Origin of the sequence: Leclercia sp. M-A074-M (genome assembly GCF_965195605.1) — a bacterium.
In the GTDB taxonomy this organism is placed as follows: domain Bacteria; phylum Pseudomonadota; class Gammaproteobacteria; order Enterobacterales; family Enterobacteriaceae; genus Enterobacter.
The window spans coordinates 422,976-440,745 of the sequence record NZ_CBDAHM010000002.1; the positions used below are offsets into that span (position 1 = coordinate 422,976).

Here is a 17,770-nt window from a genome sequence, read left to right on the forward strand (position 1 = left end):
AAAAAAGCATGTTACAGGTATACCTTGTTCGCCACGGTGAAACGCAGTGGAACGCCGAGCGACGTATTCAAGGCCAGTCAGACAGTCCACTCACTGCCAAGGGCGAACATCAGGCCTGGCAGGTTGGCGAACGTGCCAAAACATTGGGCATCACCCACATCATCGCCAGCGATTTAGGTCGCACGCGACGCACAGCGGAGATTATCGCGCAGGCCTGCGGCTGCGATGTCACCGTGGATGCCCGCCTGCGTGAGCTGGATATGGGGGTGCTGGAACAGCGTCTTATCGATACCCTGACGGAAGAAGAAGAGTCCTGGCGTCGTACGCTGGTCAACGGCAGCGAAGATGGCCGAATTCCACAAGGCGAATCCATGCTGGAGCTGAGCGAGCGGATGCATGCGGCGCTGGCAGCCTGTCTGGATCTTCCCGAGGGCAGTCGGCCATTGCTGGTGAGTCACGGGATGGCGTTGGGTTGTCTGGTCAGCACCATCCTTGGGCTTCCGGCCTGGGCTGAACGCCGCCTGCGTCTGCGTAACTGCTCGCTTTCCCGCATCGACTATCAGCAAAGTCCGTGGCTGGCTTCAGGCTGGATTGTGGAGATGGCAGGGGATATCTCGCATCTCGATGCCCCTGCGTTAGATGAGCTACAGCGTTAACGGCGGATAGGAATCAGGTATTCGCAGCGCAGGTCGATTGGGCGTTCTTCCGGTCTCACATCCGTTGACGGATAGTAACGCTCAATATCCTGCCCCTTTCTGCGGTTCAGGTTCAGCATCGGCATACAGGTGCCGTACACCGTCATGATAAAGTCCTGCACGCCGGTACCCAGCCCTTCATAGGTGAACATCACATATTCGCCGCCTTCCAACACGACCGGTTTCGACCCCTGAATATAGCCATTGGCCATTTCCGGCGTTAATGCGGTGGTATAGAACACTTCCTGCTCGTCATCTTTTTCCAGGCTTGGACGCGTCTCGTTCAGGCCATACAGCAGCGGCGGAATGGCCGGCGCATGGCTGAGGAAATCACGCCAGAACTGAACCCGCATCTGATGACGGAATTCGGAGATCTGTTCCAGCGAGCAGGAGTAGCTTTGCGTCGTGCCGACCAGATGCGTCTCTGGCAGAGTGACGAACTCATGCTGAGGCAGGGTGAACTCGCCAAGGCGCAGCGGCGGGCACATACCGAATGAACTCCAGTCCGGGGAGCGGCGGTAGAGCGCAGGGGTCAACGAGAACTGTTTTTTGAACGCGCGGGTAAAGGTCTGCTGTGAATCAAAGCGGTACTGTAAGGCGATATCCAGAATTGGACGCGCAGTCAGGCGAAGCGCCACGGCGGACTTGGAGAGGCGACGTGCGCGGATATAGGCGCCAATGGCATGACCGGTGACATCCTTAAACATCCGCTGTAAATGCCACTTAGAATATCCCGCTTTTGCCGACACATTATCGAGTGACAACGGCTGATCCAGATGGCCTTCCAGCCAGGTAAGAAGATCGCGAATAATTCCAGCCTGATCCATATACTATCCTCATCCTTTAAACAGCAGATACCCTGCTAACAGGTTAGCGGATAATAGCATTTTTTGATGTTTTAGCATTCAGTGTTTTTTTTGCGCTTAAATGCGATTTTCCTTGTTATCCAGGGAGATATTTTCTAATGCTGTGATCTTGCTGCTTTTTTTATATCATTGTTGAATAATTACGCAGTTCAATCTTCAAATATGGTAACAATATGAAATACAAGACATTGATCGTTATGACGCTGCTGTTATTAGTGGGGCGCGCCGTGCAGGCCGAGGAGATTGGCTCTGTCGATACCGTATTCAAAGTTTTCGGGCCGGACCATAAAATTGTTGTCGAAGCTTTTGACGATCCCGATGTAAAGAACGTGACCTGCTATATCAGCCGGGCAAAAACGGGCGGGATAAAAGGGGGCCTTGGGCTGGCGGAAGACACCTCCGACGCGGCGATCTCTTGTCAGCAGGTGGGGCCAGTTGAGCTGAGCGACAAGATCAAAAACGGTAAGGCACAGGGCGATGTAGTATTCCAGAAACGCACCTCGCTGGTGTTCAAAAAACTGCAGGTGGTGCGTTTCTATGATGCGAAACGTAACGCGCTGGCTTACCTGGCCTACTCGGATAAGGTCGTTGAAGGTTCACCTAAGAACGCGCTGAGCGCGGTGCCCATTATGCCGTGGCATTAATTCAGGGACACGCCATGCAGCAACCTGTGGTCTGGCTGGTTGAAGACGAAATCAGCATCGCCGATACGCTGATCTACATGCTCCAGCAGGAGGGATTTGCGGTAAAGGCCTTTGAACGTGGCCTTCCGGTGCTGGAGGAAGCGCGCCGACAAAGCCCGGCGCTCGCCATCCTGGACGTGGGGCTGCCGGATATCAGCGGTTTTGAGCTCTGCCGTCAGCTGCTGGCCCGGCATCCTTCGCTACCGGTGCTGTTCCTGACGGCCCGCAGCGATGAAGTGGACAAGCTGCTCGGTCTGGAGATTGGCGCAGATGATTACGTCGCCAAACCCTTCTCGCCCCGGGAGGTATGCGCCCGGGTGCGGACCATTTTACGGCGCATGCAAAAGTCCGCTGCGCCTTCAGAGATTGTCCGTATCAGCGAGTTTGAACTGAATGAACCTGCCGCCAGGATCAGCTGGTTTGGTGAGCCATTACCCCTGACACGCTACGAGTTCCTGCTGCTTAAAACGCTGCTGAACGCGCCGGGCCGCGTCTATTCCCGCCAGCAATTGATGGATAAAGTCTGGGGAGAGGAGGGCGACAGCTTCGATCGCACTGTGGATACCCATATTAAAACCCTGCGCGCCAAACTGCGGGCCGTGAATGACCAGCTTTCCCCTATCAGCACCCACCGCGGCATGGGTTATAGCCTGGGATTATATTAATGCGCATAGGCATGCGGCTGTTGCTGGGATACTTCCTGATTGTGGCCATCGCCGCGTGGTTTGTGCTGTCGATCTTTGTTCAGGAGATCAAGCCCGGCGTGCGCAGGGCAACCGAAGGCACGCTGATTGACACCGCGACGCTGCTGGCGGAAGTGGGGCGAGACGATCTGCTCGCAGGCAACCCGCAGGAGGGCAAGCTGGCGCAGGCCTTTTCCCGGCTCCACCAGCGCCCGTTTCGCGCCAATATTGGCGGCATTCATAAAGTGCGTAACGAATATCACGTCTACATGACCGATGCCCGCGGCCGGGTGGTATTTGATTCCACCGGCCTGGCCGTGGGGAAGGATTACGCGCGCTGGAATGACGTCTGGCTGACGCTGCGCGGGGAGTATGGCGCCCGCAGTACGCCGAGCGATCCGCAGGATCCGGAGAGTACGGTCATGTACGTTGCCGCGCCGGTGGTCGATCGGGGCAAGATTATCGGCGTATTGTCGGTAGGAAAGCCCAATAGCGCGATGGCGCCGGTGATCCAGCGCAGCGAGCGACGGATCCTGTGGGCCGGCGGCGCGCTGCTGGGGATTGCGTTGCTCATTGGTCTGGCGGTGGCCTGGTGGATCAACCGCTCGATTAACACCCTGTCGCGCTATGCCGACTCGGTGACCAATGATACCCCGCTGCCGTTGCCCGATCCGGGCAGCAGTGAACTGCGCAAACTGGCGCAGGCGCTGGAGAACATGCGTGTTCGTCTGGAGGGAAAAAATGATATCGAAAATTATGTGCATGCGCTCACCCACGAACTGAAAAGCCCGCTGGCCGCGATCCGCGGTGCGGCCGAGATCCTGGCAGAGCAGCCCCCGCCGCAGGTGGCGGCGCGGTTTATTGATAATATTCTGGCGCAAAACGCGCGCATGCAGTCGCTGGTTGAAAAACTTCTCGCTCAGGCCAGGCTGGAAAACAGGGTCGAGATCGTTCCGGTCAGTGTCAGCATTGATGAGCTGTTCACACGCCTTGCCGATGCGCGCGCGGCGACGCTCGCCTCCCGAAACATCACTCTGAACTGGCAAAGGAGCGGGTGCTGCGTGGAGGGCGATGCCGATCTGCTTGAGCAGGCGCTGGGCAATTTACTGGATAACGCTATCGACTTTACCCCGCCGGGTGGGGCGATCCAGCTTGCCGCTACGCAGGCGTTCAGGCAGGTCACCATCACCGTGACGGATAACGGAAGCGGCATCCCGGATTATGCGCAGGCGCGAATCTTTGAGCGCTTCTACTCCCTCCCGCGCGAGAACGGGTTGAAAAGTAGCGGGCTGGGGCTGGCCTTTGTGCTGGAGGTGGCGCGTCTGCATCAGGGGAGCATCGATCTGCGAAACCGGACTGACGGCGGCGTGACGGCCACCCTGATACTTCACCGTCCCTTCACATAACTTCAAACTGACCCCACATAGCCTGGTTAGGCTCTCCTCATCACAAAGGAGACCTGATATGAAATCCCCCCTGTTCTGGAAAGTCAGCACCCTGTTAGGGTGCATTCTGCTGTTACTCATCCCACTGATGCTGGTGGGCAATCTGATTTCGGAGCGTGAGAGCTATCGCAACGAGGTCGAAAACACCCTTCGCCAGAGTACCAGCGGCCCGCAGCAGCTGGTGGGCCCGCTGATCGCCATTCCGGTAACGGAGATCTATTACAAACAGGAAGAGGCGAAAAAGGTGGAGTATAAGAAGCGTTATATGCACTTCATTCTGCCGGAGACGCTACTGGTTGAGGGCAATCAGCACGTGCAAACGCGCAATATCGGCATCTATGACGGACAAATCTGGAATACCGATCTCAACATTAAGGCGCAGTTTACGACGGAAAAACTGGCGGAGTTGCAGGGTGAGACGATGACGCTCGGCAAGCCGTTTATCGTGGTCGGCGTCGGGGATGCGCGCGGGATAGGGGCAGTGAGCATCTCAAAAATCAATGGTGAGACGTTAAGCATCGAGCCTGGCGCCGGGGTGTACGGGGCGTTATCCGGCATTCACATCCCACTGACCGACAACGCGCTGGCGGCAAAAACCGTCTCGCTGGAGATGTCGCTCAATCTGGCCGGTACCGGCAGCTTTGCCGTGGTTCCAGTGGGACGTAACAGCGAAATGACCCTGAACAGTAACTGGCCGCACCCGAGCTTTATGGGCAATTACCTGCCGGTTAAGCACGAGATTAGCGCGTCTGGTTTCCAGGCAAACTGGAAAAGTAGCTGGTTTGCGAACAATCTTGCGGGCTGGTTCAACGACAACGAGATCCCTGAATGGAGTGCGATCCCGGCGTTTAGCGTCACGGTGGCGACCCCCGCGGATCAGTATCAGCTGACCGACCGCGCGATTAAGTACGCCATTTTACTGATTGCTTTGACGTTTATGGCCTTCTTCGTCTTTGAAACTTTAACCGGATTGCGGCTGCACCCGATGCAGTACCTGCTGGTGGGACTGGCGCTGGTGCTGTTCTATCTGGTGCTACTGGCGTTGTCTGAGCATGTGGGCTTTACACCCGCATGGATTATCGCCAGCCTGGTAGGGGCGCTAATGAACGGCGTCTATCTGCAGGCAGTGCTGAAAAGCTGGAAACGCAGTGGCCTGTTTGTGCTGGCGCTGCTGGGGCTGGACGTGGTGATGTGGTTCCTGCTGCGTTCAGAAGAGAGTGCGTTGCTGCTGGGCTCTGCGGTGCTGGTGCTGGCCCTGTTCGCGGTAATGTATCTCACGCGCCACTTTGACTGGTACTCGCTCTCCCAGCCGAAGCGCACGGCGCCATCCGGGTCATCGGATAAAGATACGATGCGGTTATGGAAATAAAAAAAACGGCGCCAGGGCGCCGTTTTTTATGACTTATGTGCAGAATTATTCCTGCAGGTCGCCGCAGAAACGATAGCCTTCACCATGAATGGTGGCGATAATTTCTGGTGTATCCGGCGTGGATTCGAAATGTTTACGAATACGGCGGATAGTCACGTCAACGGTACGGTCGTGTGGCTTCAGCTCACGGCCGGTCATTTTTTTCAGCAGTTCTGCACGGGACTGGATCTTGCCCGGGTTTTCGCAGAAGTGCAGCATGGCGCGGAATTCGCTGCGCGGCAGTTTGTACTGGTCGCCCTGCGGGCTCACCAGAGAACGGCTATTAATATCCAGTTCCCAGCCGTTGAATTTGTAGCTCTCTACGCTACGACGCTCTTCGCTGACCGTGCCCAGGTTCATGGTGCGGGACAGCAGATTGCGTGCACGAATGGTTAACTCGCGTGGGTTAAACGGTTTGGTGATATAGTCATCCGCGCCGATTTCCAGGCCAAGAATTTTATCAACTTCGTTGTCGCGGCCGGTCAGGAACATTAACGCAACGTTCGCCTGTTCACGCAGTTCACGTGCCAGCAGAAGGCCGTTTTTACCCGGCAGGTTGATGTCCATGATAACCAGGTTGATATCATTTTCAGAAAGGATCTGATGCATCTCTGCGCCATCGGTCGCTTCAAAGACATCGTAGCCTTCTGCTTCGAAAATGCTCTTTAACGTGTTGCGTGTTACCAACTCGTCTTCAACGATAAGAATGTGCGGGGTCTGCATGTTTGCTACCTAAATTGCCAACTAAATCGAAACAGGAAGTACAAAAGTCCCTGACCTGCCTGATACATGCCACAAATTAACATGACCGGCGTAACGTGACTAAAGTACGTAATTGCGTTCTTGATGCACTTTCCATCAACGTCAACAACATCATTAGCTTGGTCGTGGGTACTTTCCCTCTGGACCCGACAGTGTCAAAAACGGCTGTCATCCTAACCATTTTAACAGCAACATAACAGGCTAAGTGACACCAGACACCCAATAAAACTACGCTTCGTTGACATATATCAAGTTCAATTGTAGCACGTTAACAGTTTGATGAAATCATCGTAGCGGATCGCTAGCCTTTGTCACAAATTTTCAACAAACCAACTAGTTGCGACCGTTAATTAATAAACAAGGTGAATCCAATGTCAACATTGAACCTGAGAAATCATTATCATTATTAAACATAGGGATAAGTATTGTTCATTAACATTATCGCTTAAAGTTCATTCACGAAATAGTTTAGTATTTTTAATTTGTAGTGAAATGCTATTTCAGTGATTTCTGTTACGAATTTGTAAATTCGTGATGCGTAATATGATGATGTGTATCACATTTTTATCGGCTAACTGCCTAAAAAGAGAGCATAAATGCATTTGTCTATCGTACTGGTATCCCCAGCAAGAGCAGAAAATATCGGTGCCGCCGCACGGGCAATGAAGACCATGGGGTTTACCGATTTACGAATCGTTGCCAGCGACGCGCACAACGAACCTGCGGCGCGTTGGGTTGCCCATGGATCTGGAGATATCTTAGATAATTTAACGACTTACGAAACGCTGGCCGACGCGCTGCACGATATCTCTTATACCGTCGCTACCACCGCACGCAGCCGATCTAAGTTTCATTACTACGCCACGCCCGCTGAACTGGTGCCGTTACTGGCAGAAAAAAGCCAGTGGCTGCCCAACATGGCGCTGGTTTTTGGCCGGGAAGATTCCGGCCTGACGAACGAGGAACTGGCACTCGCAGACGTGCTGACCGGCGTGCCGATGGTGGCAGATTATCCGTCGCTAAATTTAGGTCAGGCCGTGATGGTGTACTGCTATCAATTAGCATCCTTGATGCAAAATCCTGCTCCACCTCCGGCTGAGGTGGATGAAAACCAGCTTTCTGCTCTGCGTGCGCGTACCGAACGCCTGCTGACCTCGCTGAATGTCGCCGACGATCAAAAAATGGCGGAGTGGCTACAGCAGCGGTTAGGTCTGTTAGGTCAGCGAGACACGGCAATGTTGCACCGATTACTGCACGATATCGAAAAAAAACTGGCAGAGTAAAATTCTGTCATACTTTTTTGTTATGGTTGAATGCGCCAAAAAGCGTACTGCGCACGGTCCGATCCGGACGGAAATAAAAACTCAGGCAGAGATACGTGAAAGGGCCGGAAAATGTGATCAAATTAGAAATTCGTTGACTTACCGGCACGTATGCTTTAACCAATAGGGTCAGACAGCACAGACAGATAATAATGACAGAGTACACAACATCCATGAAACGCATCAGCATCACCACCATTACCACCACCATCATCATTACCACAGGTAACGGTGCGGGCTGACGCGTACAGGAAAGAAAAGAAAAAAGCCCGCACCTGAACAGTGCGGGCTTTTTTTTCGGCTAAAGATCACGAGGTAACAACCATGCGAGTGTTGAAGTTCGGCGGTACATCAGTGGCAAATGCAGAACGATTTCTGCGTGTTGCCGACATCCTGGAGAGCAATGCCAGGCAGGGGCAGGTGGCGACGGTTCTCTCTGCCCCGGCTAAAATTACCAATCACCTGGTGGCGATGATTGAAAAAACCATCGGGGGTCAGGATGCACTGGTGAACATCAGCGACGCTGAACAGATCTTTGCCAACCTGCTACAGGGCCTGGCGGATGCACAGCCTGGCTTTCCTCACGCCCAGCTGAAAGCCTTCGTTGAGCAAGAGTTCGCTCAGATTAAACACGTTCTGCATGGTATCAGCCTGTTGGGGCAGTGCCCGGACAGCATCAACGCGGCACTGATCTGCCGCGGCGAAAAACTCTCTATCGCCATTATGGCGGGTCTGCTGGAAGCCCGTGGTCATAACGTCACGGTGATCGATCCCGTCGAAAAACTGCTCGCTGTTGGCCATTACCTCGAATCAACTGTAGATATCGCCGAATCTACCCGACGCATTGCGGCAGGCAAGATTCCTGCCGACCATATGATCCTGATGGCGGGCTTCACCGCCGGGAATGAAAAAGGGGAGCTGGTGGTGCTGGGCCGTAACGGCTCCGACTATTCCGCTGCCGTGCTGGCCGCCTGCCTGCGGGCCGACTGTTGTGAGATCTGGACTGACGTCGACGGCGTCTATACCTGCGACCCGCGCCAGGTGCCCGATGCCCGCCTGCTGAAGTCGATGTCTTATCAGGAGGCGATGGAGCTCTCCTACTTCGGGGCCAAAGTGCTTCACCCGCGTACTATCGCCCCTATCGCCCAGTTCCAGATCCCCTGCCTGATTAAAAACACCGGTAATCCACAGGCGCCAGGCACGCTGATTGGCGCCAGCAGCAATGAAGATGGTCTGCCGGTAAAAGGTATCTCCAACCTCAATAATATGGCGATGTTCAGCGTCTCCGGGCCAGGCATGAAAGGGATGGTTGGCATGGCGGCGCGCGTGTTTGCGGCCATGTCGCGCAACGGCATCTCGGTGGTGTTAATCACCCAGTCCTCTTCTGAATACAGCATCAGCTTCTGCGTCCCGCAGGTGGACTGCCTGCGCGCCCGCCGTGCGCTGGAAGAGGAGTTCTATCTTGAGCTGAAAGAGGAGCTGCTGGAGCCGATGGCGATTCAGGAGCATCTGGCGATCATCTCCGTAGTCGGTGACGGTATGCGCACCCTGCGTGGTATCTCCGCGAAGTTCTTTGCGGCGCTGGCGCGGGCGAACATCAATATTGTCGCCATTGCCCAGGGCTCATCGGAGCGCTCCATCTCCGTGGTAGTGAATAATGATGATGCAACCACCGGCGTGCGCGTCACCCACCAGATGCTGTTTAACACTGACCAGGTGATCGAGGTGTTCCTGATTGGCGTCGGCGGCGTCGGCGGTGCGTTACTGGAGCAGCTGAAGCGCCAGCAGGAGTGGCTGAAGAAAAAGCATATCGATCTGCGCGTCTGCGGCATCGCTAACTCAAAAGCCCTGCTGACTAACGTCCACGGACTGAATCTGGAGAACTGGCAGGCAGAGCTGGCGGAAGCGAAAGAGCCGTTTAACCTTGGCCGCCTGATCCGCCTGGTCAAAGAGTACCATCTGCTGAACCCGGTGATCGTCGACTGTACCTCCCACCAGGCGGTGGCCGATCAGTATGCCGACTTCCTGCGTGAAGGCTTCCACGTGGTGACGCCAAATAAAAAGGCCAACACCTCGTCGATGGATTACTACCATCAGATGCGCCACGCGGCGGCAAAATCCCGCCGTAAGTTCCTGTACGACACCAACGTCGGCGCCGGGCTGCCGGTTATCGAAAACCTGCAAAACCTGCTCAATGCCGGGGATGAACTGCAGCGTTTCTCCGGCATCCTGTCGGGCTCGCTCTCCTTTATCTTTGGCAAGCTGGACGAAGGCATGAGCCTGTCGGAAGCGACCAAAATGGCGCGTGAGCTGGGCTACACCGAGCCCGATCCGCGTGACGATCTCTCCGGCATGGATGTGGCGCGCAAGCTGCTGATCCTCGCCCGCGAAACGGGGCGTGAGCTGGAGCTGTCGGATATCGTCATCGAGCCGGTGCTGCCGGAGAGTTTTGACCACGCTGGCGATGTCGCCACCTTTATGGCGAATCTGCCGCAGCTGGATGACGCTTTCGCCTCCCGGGTGGCAAAAGCCCGTGATGAAGGCAAGGTATTGCGCTATGTTGGCAACATTGAAGAAGATGGCGTCTGCCGTGTCAAAGTGGCGGCGGTAGACGGTAACGATCCGCTCTTCAAAGTGAAAAACGGCGAAAACGCCCTCGCGTTTTACAGCCACTATTATCAGCCTCTGCCGTTGGTCCTGCGCGGCTATGGCGCGGGAAATGATGTGACGGCGGCGGGCGTATTTGCCGACCTGCTGCGTACCCTGTCATGGAAGTTAGGAGTTTAATATGGTCAAAGTTTATGCCCCGGCTTCCAGCGCCAATATGAGCGTCGGGTTTGATGTGCTGGGTGCGGCGGTGACGCCAGTGAATGGCGCATTGCTGGGTGATACGGTTACGGTAGAAGCGGCGGATAGCTTCAGTCTGAACAACGTCGGGCGTTTCGCCAGCAAGCTGCCGAGCGAACCGCGCGAAAATATTGTCTATCAGTGCTGGGAGCGTTTTTGTCAGGAGATCGGTAAAAACGTCCCGGTCGCCATGACGCTGGAAAAAAGCATGCCGATTGGCTCCGGGCTGGGTTCCAGCGCCTGTTCCGTCGTCGCTGCGCTGGTGGCGATGAACGAACATTGCGGCAAGCCGCTGAATAACACCCGCCTGCTGGCCCTGATGGGCGAGCTGGAAGGACGCATCTCCGGCAGCATTCATTATGATAATGTCGCCCCCTGTTTCCTGGGCGGCATGCAGTTGATGATCGAAGAGAACGGCATTATCAGCCAGCAGGTGCCAGGCTTTGATGAGTGGCTATGGGTGCTGGCCTATCCGGGCATCAAAGTGTCGACCGCGGAAGCGCGCGCTATTCTGCCGGCGCAGTATCGCCGTCAGGACTGCATCGCCCATGGCCGTCATCTGGCAGGCTTTATTCATGCCTGCTATACCCGTCAGCCAGGGCTTGCAGCAAAACTGATGAAAGATGTTATTGCCGAGCCGTACCGCACTAAACTGCTGCCTGGCTTTGACGAGGCACGCAGTGCCGCACTGGATATTGGCGCACTGGCCTGCGGCATCTCCGGTTCCGGACCGACCCTGTTTGCGCTGTGCGACAAACCGGATACGGCTGAGCGGGTGGCAGGTTGGCTGGAGAAAAATTACCTGCAAAATCAGGAAGGCTTTGTTCATATTTGCCGTCTGGATACGGCGGGCGCACGAGTACTGGGATAAACGATGAAACTCTACAATCTTAAAGATCATAACGAGCAGGTAAGCTTTGCACAGGCAGTAACGCAGGGGCTGGGCAAAAACCAGGGGCTGTTCTTCCCGCACGATCTGCCGGAATTCGGTTTGACCAAAATTGACGAGATGCTGAAGCAGGATTTCGTCACCCGCAGCACCAAAATTCTCTCGGCGTTTATCGGCGACGAGATCCCACCAGAGCTGCTCGAAGAGCGCGTTCGTGCGGCCTTTGCCTTCCCGGCACCGGTAAGCCAGGTCGAGCCGGATGTCGGCTGCCTTGAGCTGTTCCACGGTCCGACGCTGGCGTTTAAAGATTTTGGCGGCCGCTTTATGGCGCAGATGCTGACTCACATCAGCGGCGATAAGCCAGTAACCATCCTGACGGCTACCTCTGGCGATACCGGGGCGGCGGTCGCGCATGCCTTCTACGGCCTGAAAAACGTCCGCGTCGTGATCCTCTACCCGCAGGGTAAAATCAGCCCGCTGCAGGAAAAACTCTTCTGTACGCTCGGCGGCAACATTGAAACCGTCGCTATCGACGGGGATTTCGATGCCTGTCAGGCGCTGGTTAAGCAGGCCTTCGATGATGAAGAGCTGAAAGTGGCATTGGGTCTGAACTCCGCCAACTCCATCAACATCAGCCGCCTGCTGGCGCAGATCTGCTATTACTTCGAAGCGGTGGCGCAACTGCCGCAGGAAGCGCGTAATCAGCTGGTGATCTCGGTGCCGAGCGGCAACTTTGGCGATCTGACAGCCGGCCTGCTGGCGAAGTCTCTGGGCCTGCCGGTGAAACGCTTTATCGCGGCCACCAACGCCAACGACACCGTTCCCCGCTTCCTGAAAGAGGGCAAGTGGACGCCAAATGCGACGCAGGCCACCCTGTCTAACGCGATGGATGTGTCACAGCCTAATAACTGGCCGCGTGTGGAGGAGCTGTTCCGCCGTAAAATCTGGCGTCTGAATGAGCTGGGCTACGCTGCGGTGACTGACGAAACCACCAAAGAGACAATGCGTGAGCTGAAGCAGCTGGGCTACGTCTCTGAACCGCATGCCGCGGTGGCGTATCGCGCCCTGCGCGATCAGCTGAACCCGGGCGAGTACGGCCTGTTCCTCGGCACCGCGCACCCGGCGAAGTTCAAAGAGAGCGTGGACGCGATCCTGGGCGATTCCCTGCCGCTGCCGAAAGAGCTGGCCGAACGTGCCGATCTGCCGCTGCTGTCGCACAACCTGCCGGCCGATTTTGCGGCGCTGCGTAAGTTGATGATGACGCGCGGGTGATTGTTTGTTGCCGGGTGGCGCTTCGCTTACCCGGCCTACACGAGCTCGAATTGTAGGCCCGCCAGGCACAGCGCCGCCGGGCATCAGGCCGCACAATCCAGCCGGGGACGCCTCTGCGTTACCCGGCTTTTTTATGGAGAAATTAAGGAGAGAAATAGCAGGGAAAAAGTAGAAATTCCCAATAAATGCGGATACTTACAGAATAGGATTGCAGAGAATAACATCCTGCCTATCCCTCACGTAATCTCCTTACATCGGCCCACAACGGGCAGGATGAATAAGGAGTAACCTATGTCGAAACTGAAACCTGTGCTGATCGCGCTTTCTCTGATGCTGGTGGCTCCGATGGCGGCTCAGGCCTCTGAAATCACTCTGGTACCGGCGGTCAAACTGCAAATTGGCGATCGGGATAATCGTGGACACTACTGGGATGGCGGTCACTGGCGCGACCATGACTGGTGGAAATCTCACTACGAGTGGCGGGATAACCGCTGGCATCCGCATGGCGAGCATCACGATAATCGCCATCACGATCGCCATGATGACCACCGTCCGGGACCGGGCTGGAAGCATCACTAAGATTTCCCCGCCGGGCGGCGGGGAAGGTGATTACTGCTCGTGACGCTTAAACACCAGCTCACCTTTCCCTGACGCTTCCTCATCAAAGAAATAGCCTTCGCTGTCGAATGCTTTCAGCTGCTCTGGCTGGGTCAGACGGTTTTCAATGATGTAGCGGCTCATCAACCCGCGGGCTTTTTTGGCGTAGAAGCTGATCACTTTGAATTTGCCATTCTTCTCGTCCAGGAAGACCGGCTTGACGATCTCCGCGTTCAGCTTTTTCGGTTTGACCGCTTTGTAGTACTCATCTGATGCCAGGTTAATGATAACGTTATCACCCTGGGCCGCCAGCGCCGCGTTCAGCGTGTCGGTGATGGTCTCTCCCCAGAACTGATAGAGATCTTTCCCTCTCGCGTTTTCCAGGCGGATCCCCATCTCCAGGCGGTAAGGCTGCATCAGATCCAGCGGGCGCAACACCCCGTACAGGCCGGAGAGCATGCGCAAATGCTGCTGGGCAAAATCAAAATCCGCTTCGCTAAAGGTTTCTGCCTGCAGGCCGGTATAAACATCGCCTTTAAAGGCCAGAATCGCCTGACGCGCGTTGAATGGGGTGAAATCGGGCTGCCAGTCGTGAAAACGGGTGGCATTCAGATCCGCCAGCTTGTCGCTGATGCTCATCAGGGTCGCAATTTGCGGAGCCGAAAGCTTACGCGCCTCGCGGATCAGCTGTTGCGAGTGATCCAGCAGTTCCGGCTGGGTATAGCGCTCGGTGGCAAGCGGGCTCTGGTAGTCGAGCGTTTTGGCAGGTGAAATCAGAATCAGCATATCCAGTCCTTGCAGAAGAATGAGTGCGACTTTAGCAAAAAAAACGCCCTGGGTGATCGATGGCTGTTATTGACGCGGCAAATCATCCCAGGCGCCGGGGGCGAGCTGTGCTTCAATCTCGGGATAACGCGAGACATCAAAGACCGGCTGGACACCCAGCTTGCGCTGACGCAGATAGTCCCGGGCAATCAGGGTCACCACCGGGGAGAGCAGCAGGATAGCCGTCAGGTTGGCGATGGCCATCAGGGCCATGATGATATCCGCCAGCTGCCAGACCGTCGGCAGGCTTAACAGCGATCCGAGCAGCACCATCAGCACAACGCCGCCCCGTAATACCCAGCGCGATCGCCGGGCATCGGGATGCAGAAAGATCAGGTTATTTTCGGCATAGATGTAATTCACCACGATGGAGCTGAACGCGAACAGGATGAGGATAAACCCGACGAATCCCGCTCCCCAGCCCCCGGTCAGGTTTATCAGGGCCTGTTGCAGCAGCTGTATGCCTGCGGTATCTGCTGGCAGATCCATAGGCCCTGCCAGCAGCACAATCATGGCGCTGGCGGTACCGATAATGATGGTATCGACGAAGACGCCGATCATCTGCACCAGTCCCTGAGAGGCCGGGTGAGGGGGACAGGAGGCGGCGGCTGCGGCGGCATTCGGGGTTGAACCCATGCCCGCTTCGTTGGAAAACATGCCGCGCTGGAAACCTGCCGTCAGGGCCTGGCTCAGGGTGTAGCCCAGCGCCCCGGCGGCCGCTTCGCGCCAGCCAAAGGCGCTTTTGACGATCAGGCTGAAGACGGCGGGTAACTGTCCGGCATGCCAGACGCAAATGACCAGGCTGCTCATGACCCACAGCAGCGCCATCGTCGGCACCATCCACTGCATCAGCCGGGCGACGCCTTTGATGCCGGTGACGATCGCCAGCAGCGTGAACGCGGCCAGCATGCCGCCGGTGATGATTTCCGGGCAGTCGAAGGCGAAGCGCAGCGCATGGGCCACCGAGTGGGCCTCGACGGTGTTAAAAATAAGACCGTAGGCGACGAGCAAAAAGAGTGAAAAGAGCACGCCCATCCAGCGCATGCCGAGGCCCCGGGCCATGTACCAGGCCGGGCCACCGCGAAATTGCCCCTGTTTATCCGCTTCCTTATAAAGCTGCGCCAGCGAGCACTCTGCGAAGGAGGTCGCCATGCCGATAATGGCGGTCATCCACATCCAGAATATCGCCCCCGGGCCGCCAGCGGAGATGGCCAGCGCGACTCCGGCCAGGTTACCGCTACCGAGCCGGGCCGCCAGGCTGGTACAGAGCGCCTGGAATGAGGTTAAGCCTCCCGGCTGGGGGCTCAGGCTATTTTTCAGATTAATGCGCAGTTGAGGAAGGGAGCTAAATTGAATAAACCCGCTGCGAACAGTGAACCAAAGACCTGCCGCAAAAAGCAGGTATATCATCACCGAACCCCACAGAATTTCATTAATAAACGACAGATAATCAGGCACTAACGTCCCTCGTGTTGATGCCAAAGTGCATAGGTAATCGCTTCGAGCGATTGAACAAACAGTGAATGGGTAATCTGTTAATTTGCTGAGTTTATCACAGTATCTTTCAGCGCATTGTCTGCGGTTGCGCTGACCTTCCGTCGTGTTATCATCAGGGCAGACCGGTTACATCCCCCTAACAAGTAAACCTGTCATTTTTCCGTTTCTGGCATCTTGCTGGTAACGCGAATTATCCAGGGCAAGTTAAAGAGAAACACTATCATGACGGATAAATTAACCTCCCTTCGTCAGTTCACGACTGTTGTCGCTGACACCGGAGATATCGCGGCAATGAAGTTGTACCAGCCGCAGGATGCCACAACGAACCCTTCTCTGATCCTTAACGCTGCACAGATCCCTGAATACCGTAAACTGATCGACGATGCCGTTGCCTGGGCGAAAAGCCAGAGCAGCGATCGCGCACAGCAGGTAGTGGATGCTACCGACAAACTGGCAGTGAACATCGGTCTGGAGATCCTGAAACTGGTTCCGGGCCGCATCTCCACTGAAGTGGATGCGCGTCTCTCTTACGACACCGAAGCGTCCATCGCGAAAGCCAAACGCCTGATCAAGCTGTACAACGATGCGGGTATCAGCAACGACCGTATCCTGATCAAACTGGCTTCCACCTGGCAGGGCATTCGCGCTGCAGAGCAGCTGGAAAAAGAGGGCATCAACTGTAACCTGACTCTGCTGTTCTCCTTCGCGCAGGCGCGTGCGTGTGCAGAAGCGGGTGTCTACCTGATCTCGCCATTCGTGGGCCGTATTCTGGACTGGTACAAAGCCAACACCGATAAGAAAGAGTACGCGGCAGCGGAAGATCCGGGTGTGGTTTCCGTTACCGAGATCTACGAGTACTACAAACAGCACGGTTATGAAACCGTGGTGATGGGCGCAAGCTTCCGTAACGTGGGCGAGATCCTGGAACTGGCTGGCTGTGACCGTCTGACCATCGCCCCTGCGCTGCTGAAAGAGCTGGCAGAAAGCGAAGGCGCAATCGAGCGTAAGCTGAGCTTCAGCGGTGAAGTGAAAGCCCGTCCAGAGCGCATCACTGAATCTGAGTTCCTGTGGCAGCACAACCAGGATCCAATGGCGGTAGACAAACTGGCGGACGGTATCCGTAAGTTTGCCATCGACCAGGAAAAACTGGAAAAAATGATCGGCGACCTGCTGTAATCATTCCAGCGTGACCGGGCTCCCGGTCACGCTACCTTTCTCATACCCTGTCTGAATCGCCTTCCTGCGTGTATCATTCCCCTCAATCTGTATTGTTTGAATGGAATGGATATGAATACCTTACGCATTGGCTTAGTTTCCGTCTCAGATCGCGCCTCCAGCGGTGTCTATGAAGATAAAGGCATCCCCGCGCTGGAAGCCTGGCTGGCGTCTGCCCTGACTACGCCGTTTGAAGTACAAACCCGTCTGATCCCCGACGAGCAGGCCGTGATTGAGCAAACCCTGTGTGAACTGGTGGATGAAATGAGCTGTCACCTGGTGCTGACAACCGGCGGTACCGGTCCGGCACGACGCGATGTGACCCCGGACGCAACGCTTGCCGTCGCCGACCGTGAAATGCCGGGCTTTGGCGAACAGATGCGCCAGATCAGCCTACACTTTGTGCCAACGGCCATCCTGTCACGCCAGGTCGGTGTGATCCGCAAGCAGGCTCTGATTCTCAATTTACCGGGCCAGCCAAAGTCGATTAAAGAGACGCTGGAAGGCGTTAAAGAGGCTGACGGCAAAGTGGTGGTGGCGGGAATCTTTGCAAGTGTACCGTATTGTGTACAGCTTCTGGAAGGACCTTACGTCGAAACCGATCCGCAGGTAGTAGCAGCTTTTCGTCCTAAAAGCGCGAGACGTGAAACAATATCCTGAAATTAACCAGAATGTGACATAAGCTGTAACGGCAGTAGCGTGCTGATTGATTTACGGTATAGTAATTTTTTCTTTACGATAGCTGTAAATATTACTCAACAATT

Annotated in this window: 18 protein-coding genes and 1 other annotated feature; of the genes, 14 read left to right on the plus strand and 4 right to left on the minus strand. The window is 55.6% G+C overall.

Annotation, left to right across the window (positions count from 1 at the left end):
• Positions 1-8 precede the first annotated feature (8 nt).
• Positions 9-656 (plus strand): 2,3-diphosphoglycerate-dependent phosphoglycerate mutase GpmB, encoded by a 648-nt coding sequence (gpmB, locus tag ACOKCT_RS05700; RefSeq protein ID WP_103178188.1) that lies wholly within the window; start codon positions 9-11, stop codon positions 654-656.
• On the opposite strand, the gene robA is transcribed toward gpmB, so the two are convergent.
• Positions 653-1,522 carry an MDR efflux pump AcrAB transcriptional activator RobA gene (gene robA, locus ACOKCT_RS05705; protein ID WP_103178189.1) on the minus strand — a complete coding sequence of 290 codons (870 nt, stop codon included), beginning with the start codon at positions 1,520-1,522 and terminating at the stop codon, positions 653-655. The two genes, gpmB and robA, sit on opposite strands and share 4 nt — an antisense overlap.
• Positions 1,523-1,734: 212 nt before the next feature.
• On the opposite strand from robA, the gene creA reads away from it, so the two are divergent.
• The 4 genes from creA to creD are packed head-to-tail and all read left to right on the plus strand — an operon-like array spanning position 1,735 to position 5,741.
• On the plus strand, positions 1,735-2,205 hold the full coding sequence (gene creA, locus ACOKCT_RS05710; protein WP_103178190.1) for a protein CreA: 471 nt from the start codon (positions 1,735-1,737) through the stop codon (positions 2,203-2,205).
• Positions 2,206-2,219: 14 nt separating this feature from the next.
• Positions 2,220-2,909 (plus strand): two-component system response regulator CreB, encoded by a 690-nt coding sequence (gene creB, locus ACOKCT_RS05715; protein WP_420193261.1) that lies wholly within the window; start codon positions 2,220-2,222, stop codon positions 2,907-2,909.
• Positions 2,909-4,333: a two-component system sensor histidine kinase CreC gene (gene creC, locus ACOKCT_RS05720; protein WP_103178192.1), complete on the plus strand. Its 1,425-nt coding sequence runs from the start codon at positions 2,909-2,911 to the stop codon at positions 4,331-4,333. Before creB ends, creC begins: the two co-directional genes overlap by 1 nt.
• A gap of 58 nt (positions 4,334-4,391) precedes the next feature.
• The gene (gene creD, locus ACOKCT_RS05725) at positions 4,392-5,741 is read left to right on the plus strand and encodes a cell envelope integrity protein CreD (RefSeq protein WP_103178193.1); all 1,350 of its coding nucleotides are present in this window, start codon (positions 4,392-4,394) and stop codon (positions 5,739-5,741) included.
• 45 nt (positions 5,742-5,786) lie between these two features.
• Here the strand turns inward: creD and arcA are convergent, their stop codons facing one another.
• The gene (gene arcA, locus ACOKCT_RS05730; protein WP_039030451.1) at positions 5,787-6,503 is read right to left on the minus strand and encodes a two-component system response regulator ArcA; all 717 of its coding nucleotides are present in this window, start codon (positions 6,501-6,503) and stop codon (positions 5,787-5,789) included.
• Between the two features lie 95 nt (positions 6,504-6,598).
• On the opposite strand from arcA, the gene yjjY reads away from it, so the two are divergent.
• The 7 genes from yjjY to ACOKCT_RS05765 all read left to right on the plus strand — a co-directional run bounded on the left by yjjY (position 6,599) and on the right by ACOKCT_RS05765 (position 13,451).
• A complete protein-coding gene (yjjY, locus tag ACOKCT_RS05735; protein WP_001541509.1) occupies positions 6,599-6,739 on the plus strand; it encodes a protein YjjY in 141 nt (46 codons plus the stop codon).
• A 399-nt stretch (positions 6,740-7,138) separates the two neighbouring features.
• Entirely contained in the window at positions 7,139-7,825 is a 687-nt protein-coding gene (locus tag ACOKCT_RS05740) for a tRNA/rRNA methyltransferase (protein ID WP_103178194.1), read from the plus strand.
• Between the two features lie 212 nt (positions 7,826-8,037).
• Entirely contained in the window at positions 8,038-8,106 is a 69-nt protein-coding gene (gene thrL, locus ACOKCT_RS05745) for a thr operon leader peptide (protein ID WP_103181027.1), read from the plus strand.
• Positions 8,045-8,163: a sequence feature (Thr leader region), on the plus strand. It overlaps the preceding gene by 62 nt.
• A 25-nt stretch (positions 8,164-8,188) precedes the next feature.
• Positions 8,189-10,651 (plus strand): bifunctional aspartate kinase/homoserine dehydrogenase I, encoded by a 2,463-nt coding sequence (thrA, locus tag ACOKCT_RS05750; protein WP_156653894.1) that lies wholly within the window; start codon positions 8,189-8,191, stop codon positions 10,649-10,651.
• 1 nt (position 10,652) lies between these two features.
• On the plus strand, positions 10,653-11,582 hold the full coding sequence (gene thrB / locus ACOKCT_RS05755) for a homoserine kinase (protein WP_103178196.1): 930 nt from the start codon (positions 10,653-10,655) through the stop codon (positions 11,580-11,582).
• A gap of 3 nt (positions 11,583-11,585) precedes the next feature.
• Positions 11,586-12,872, plus strand: coding sequence for a threonine synthase (thrC, locus tag ACOKCT_RS05760; protein ID WP_420193262.1), 1,287 nt, complete (start codon positions 11,586-11,588; stop codon positions 12,870-12,872).
• Positions 12,873-13,163: 291 nt separating this feature from the next.
• Positions 13,164-13,451: a DUF2502 domain-containing protein gene (locus tag ACOKCT_RS05765; RefSeq protein ID WP_103178198.1), complete on the plus strand. Its 288-nt coding sequence runs from the start codon at positions 13,164-13,166 to the stop codon at positions 13,449-13,451.
• A 30-nt stretch (positions 13,452-13,481) separates the two neighbouring features.
• Here ACOKCT_RS05765 and yaaA read toward each other — a convergent pair whose 3' ends face one another.
• Both yaaA and ACOKCT_RS05775 read right to left on the minus strand, forming a co-directional pair.
• A complete protein-coding gene (gene yaaA, locus ACOKCT_RS05770) occupies positions 13,482-14,255 on the minus strand; it encodes a peroxide stress protein YaaA (RefSeq protein WP_103178199.1) in 774 nt (257 codons plus the stop codon).
• Between the two features lie 66 nt (positions 14,256-14,321).
• Entirely contained in the window at positions 14,322-15,752 is a 1,431-nt protein-coding gene (locus ACOKCT_RS05775; protein ID WP_103178200.1) for an alanine/glycine:cation symporter family protein, read from the minus strand.
• Positions 15,753-16,013: 261 nt separating this feature from the next.
• Between ACOKCT_RS05775 and tal the strand changes: the two genes are divergently transcribed.
• Entirely contained in the window at positions 16,014-16,967 is a 954-nt protein-coding gene (gene tal, locus ACOKCT_RS05780) for a transaldolase (RefSeq protein ID WP_103178201.1), read from the plus strand.
• Between the two features lie 111 nt (positions 16,968-17,078).
• A complete protein-coding gene (gene mog, locus ACOKCT_RS05785) occupies positions 17,079-17,666 on the plus strand; it encodes a molybdopterin adenylyltransferase (protein ID WP_103178202.1) in 588 nt (195 codons plus the stop codon).
• The last annotated feature ends 104 nt before the right edge of the window (positions 17,667-17,770 follow it).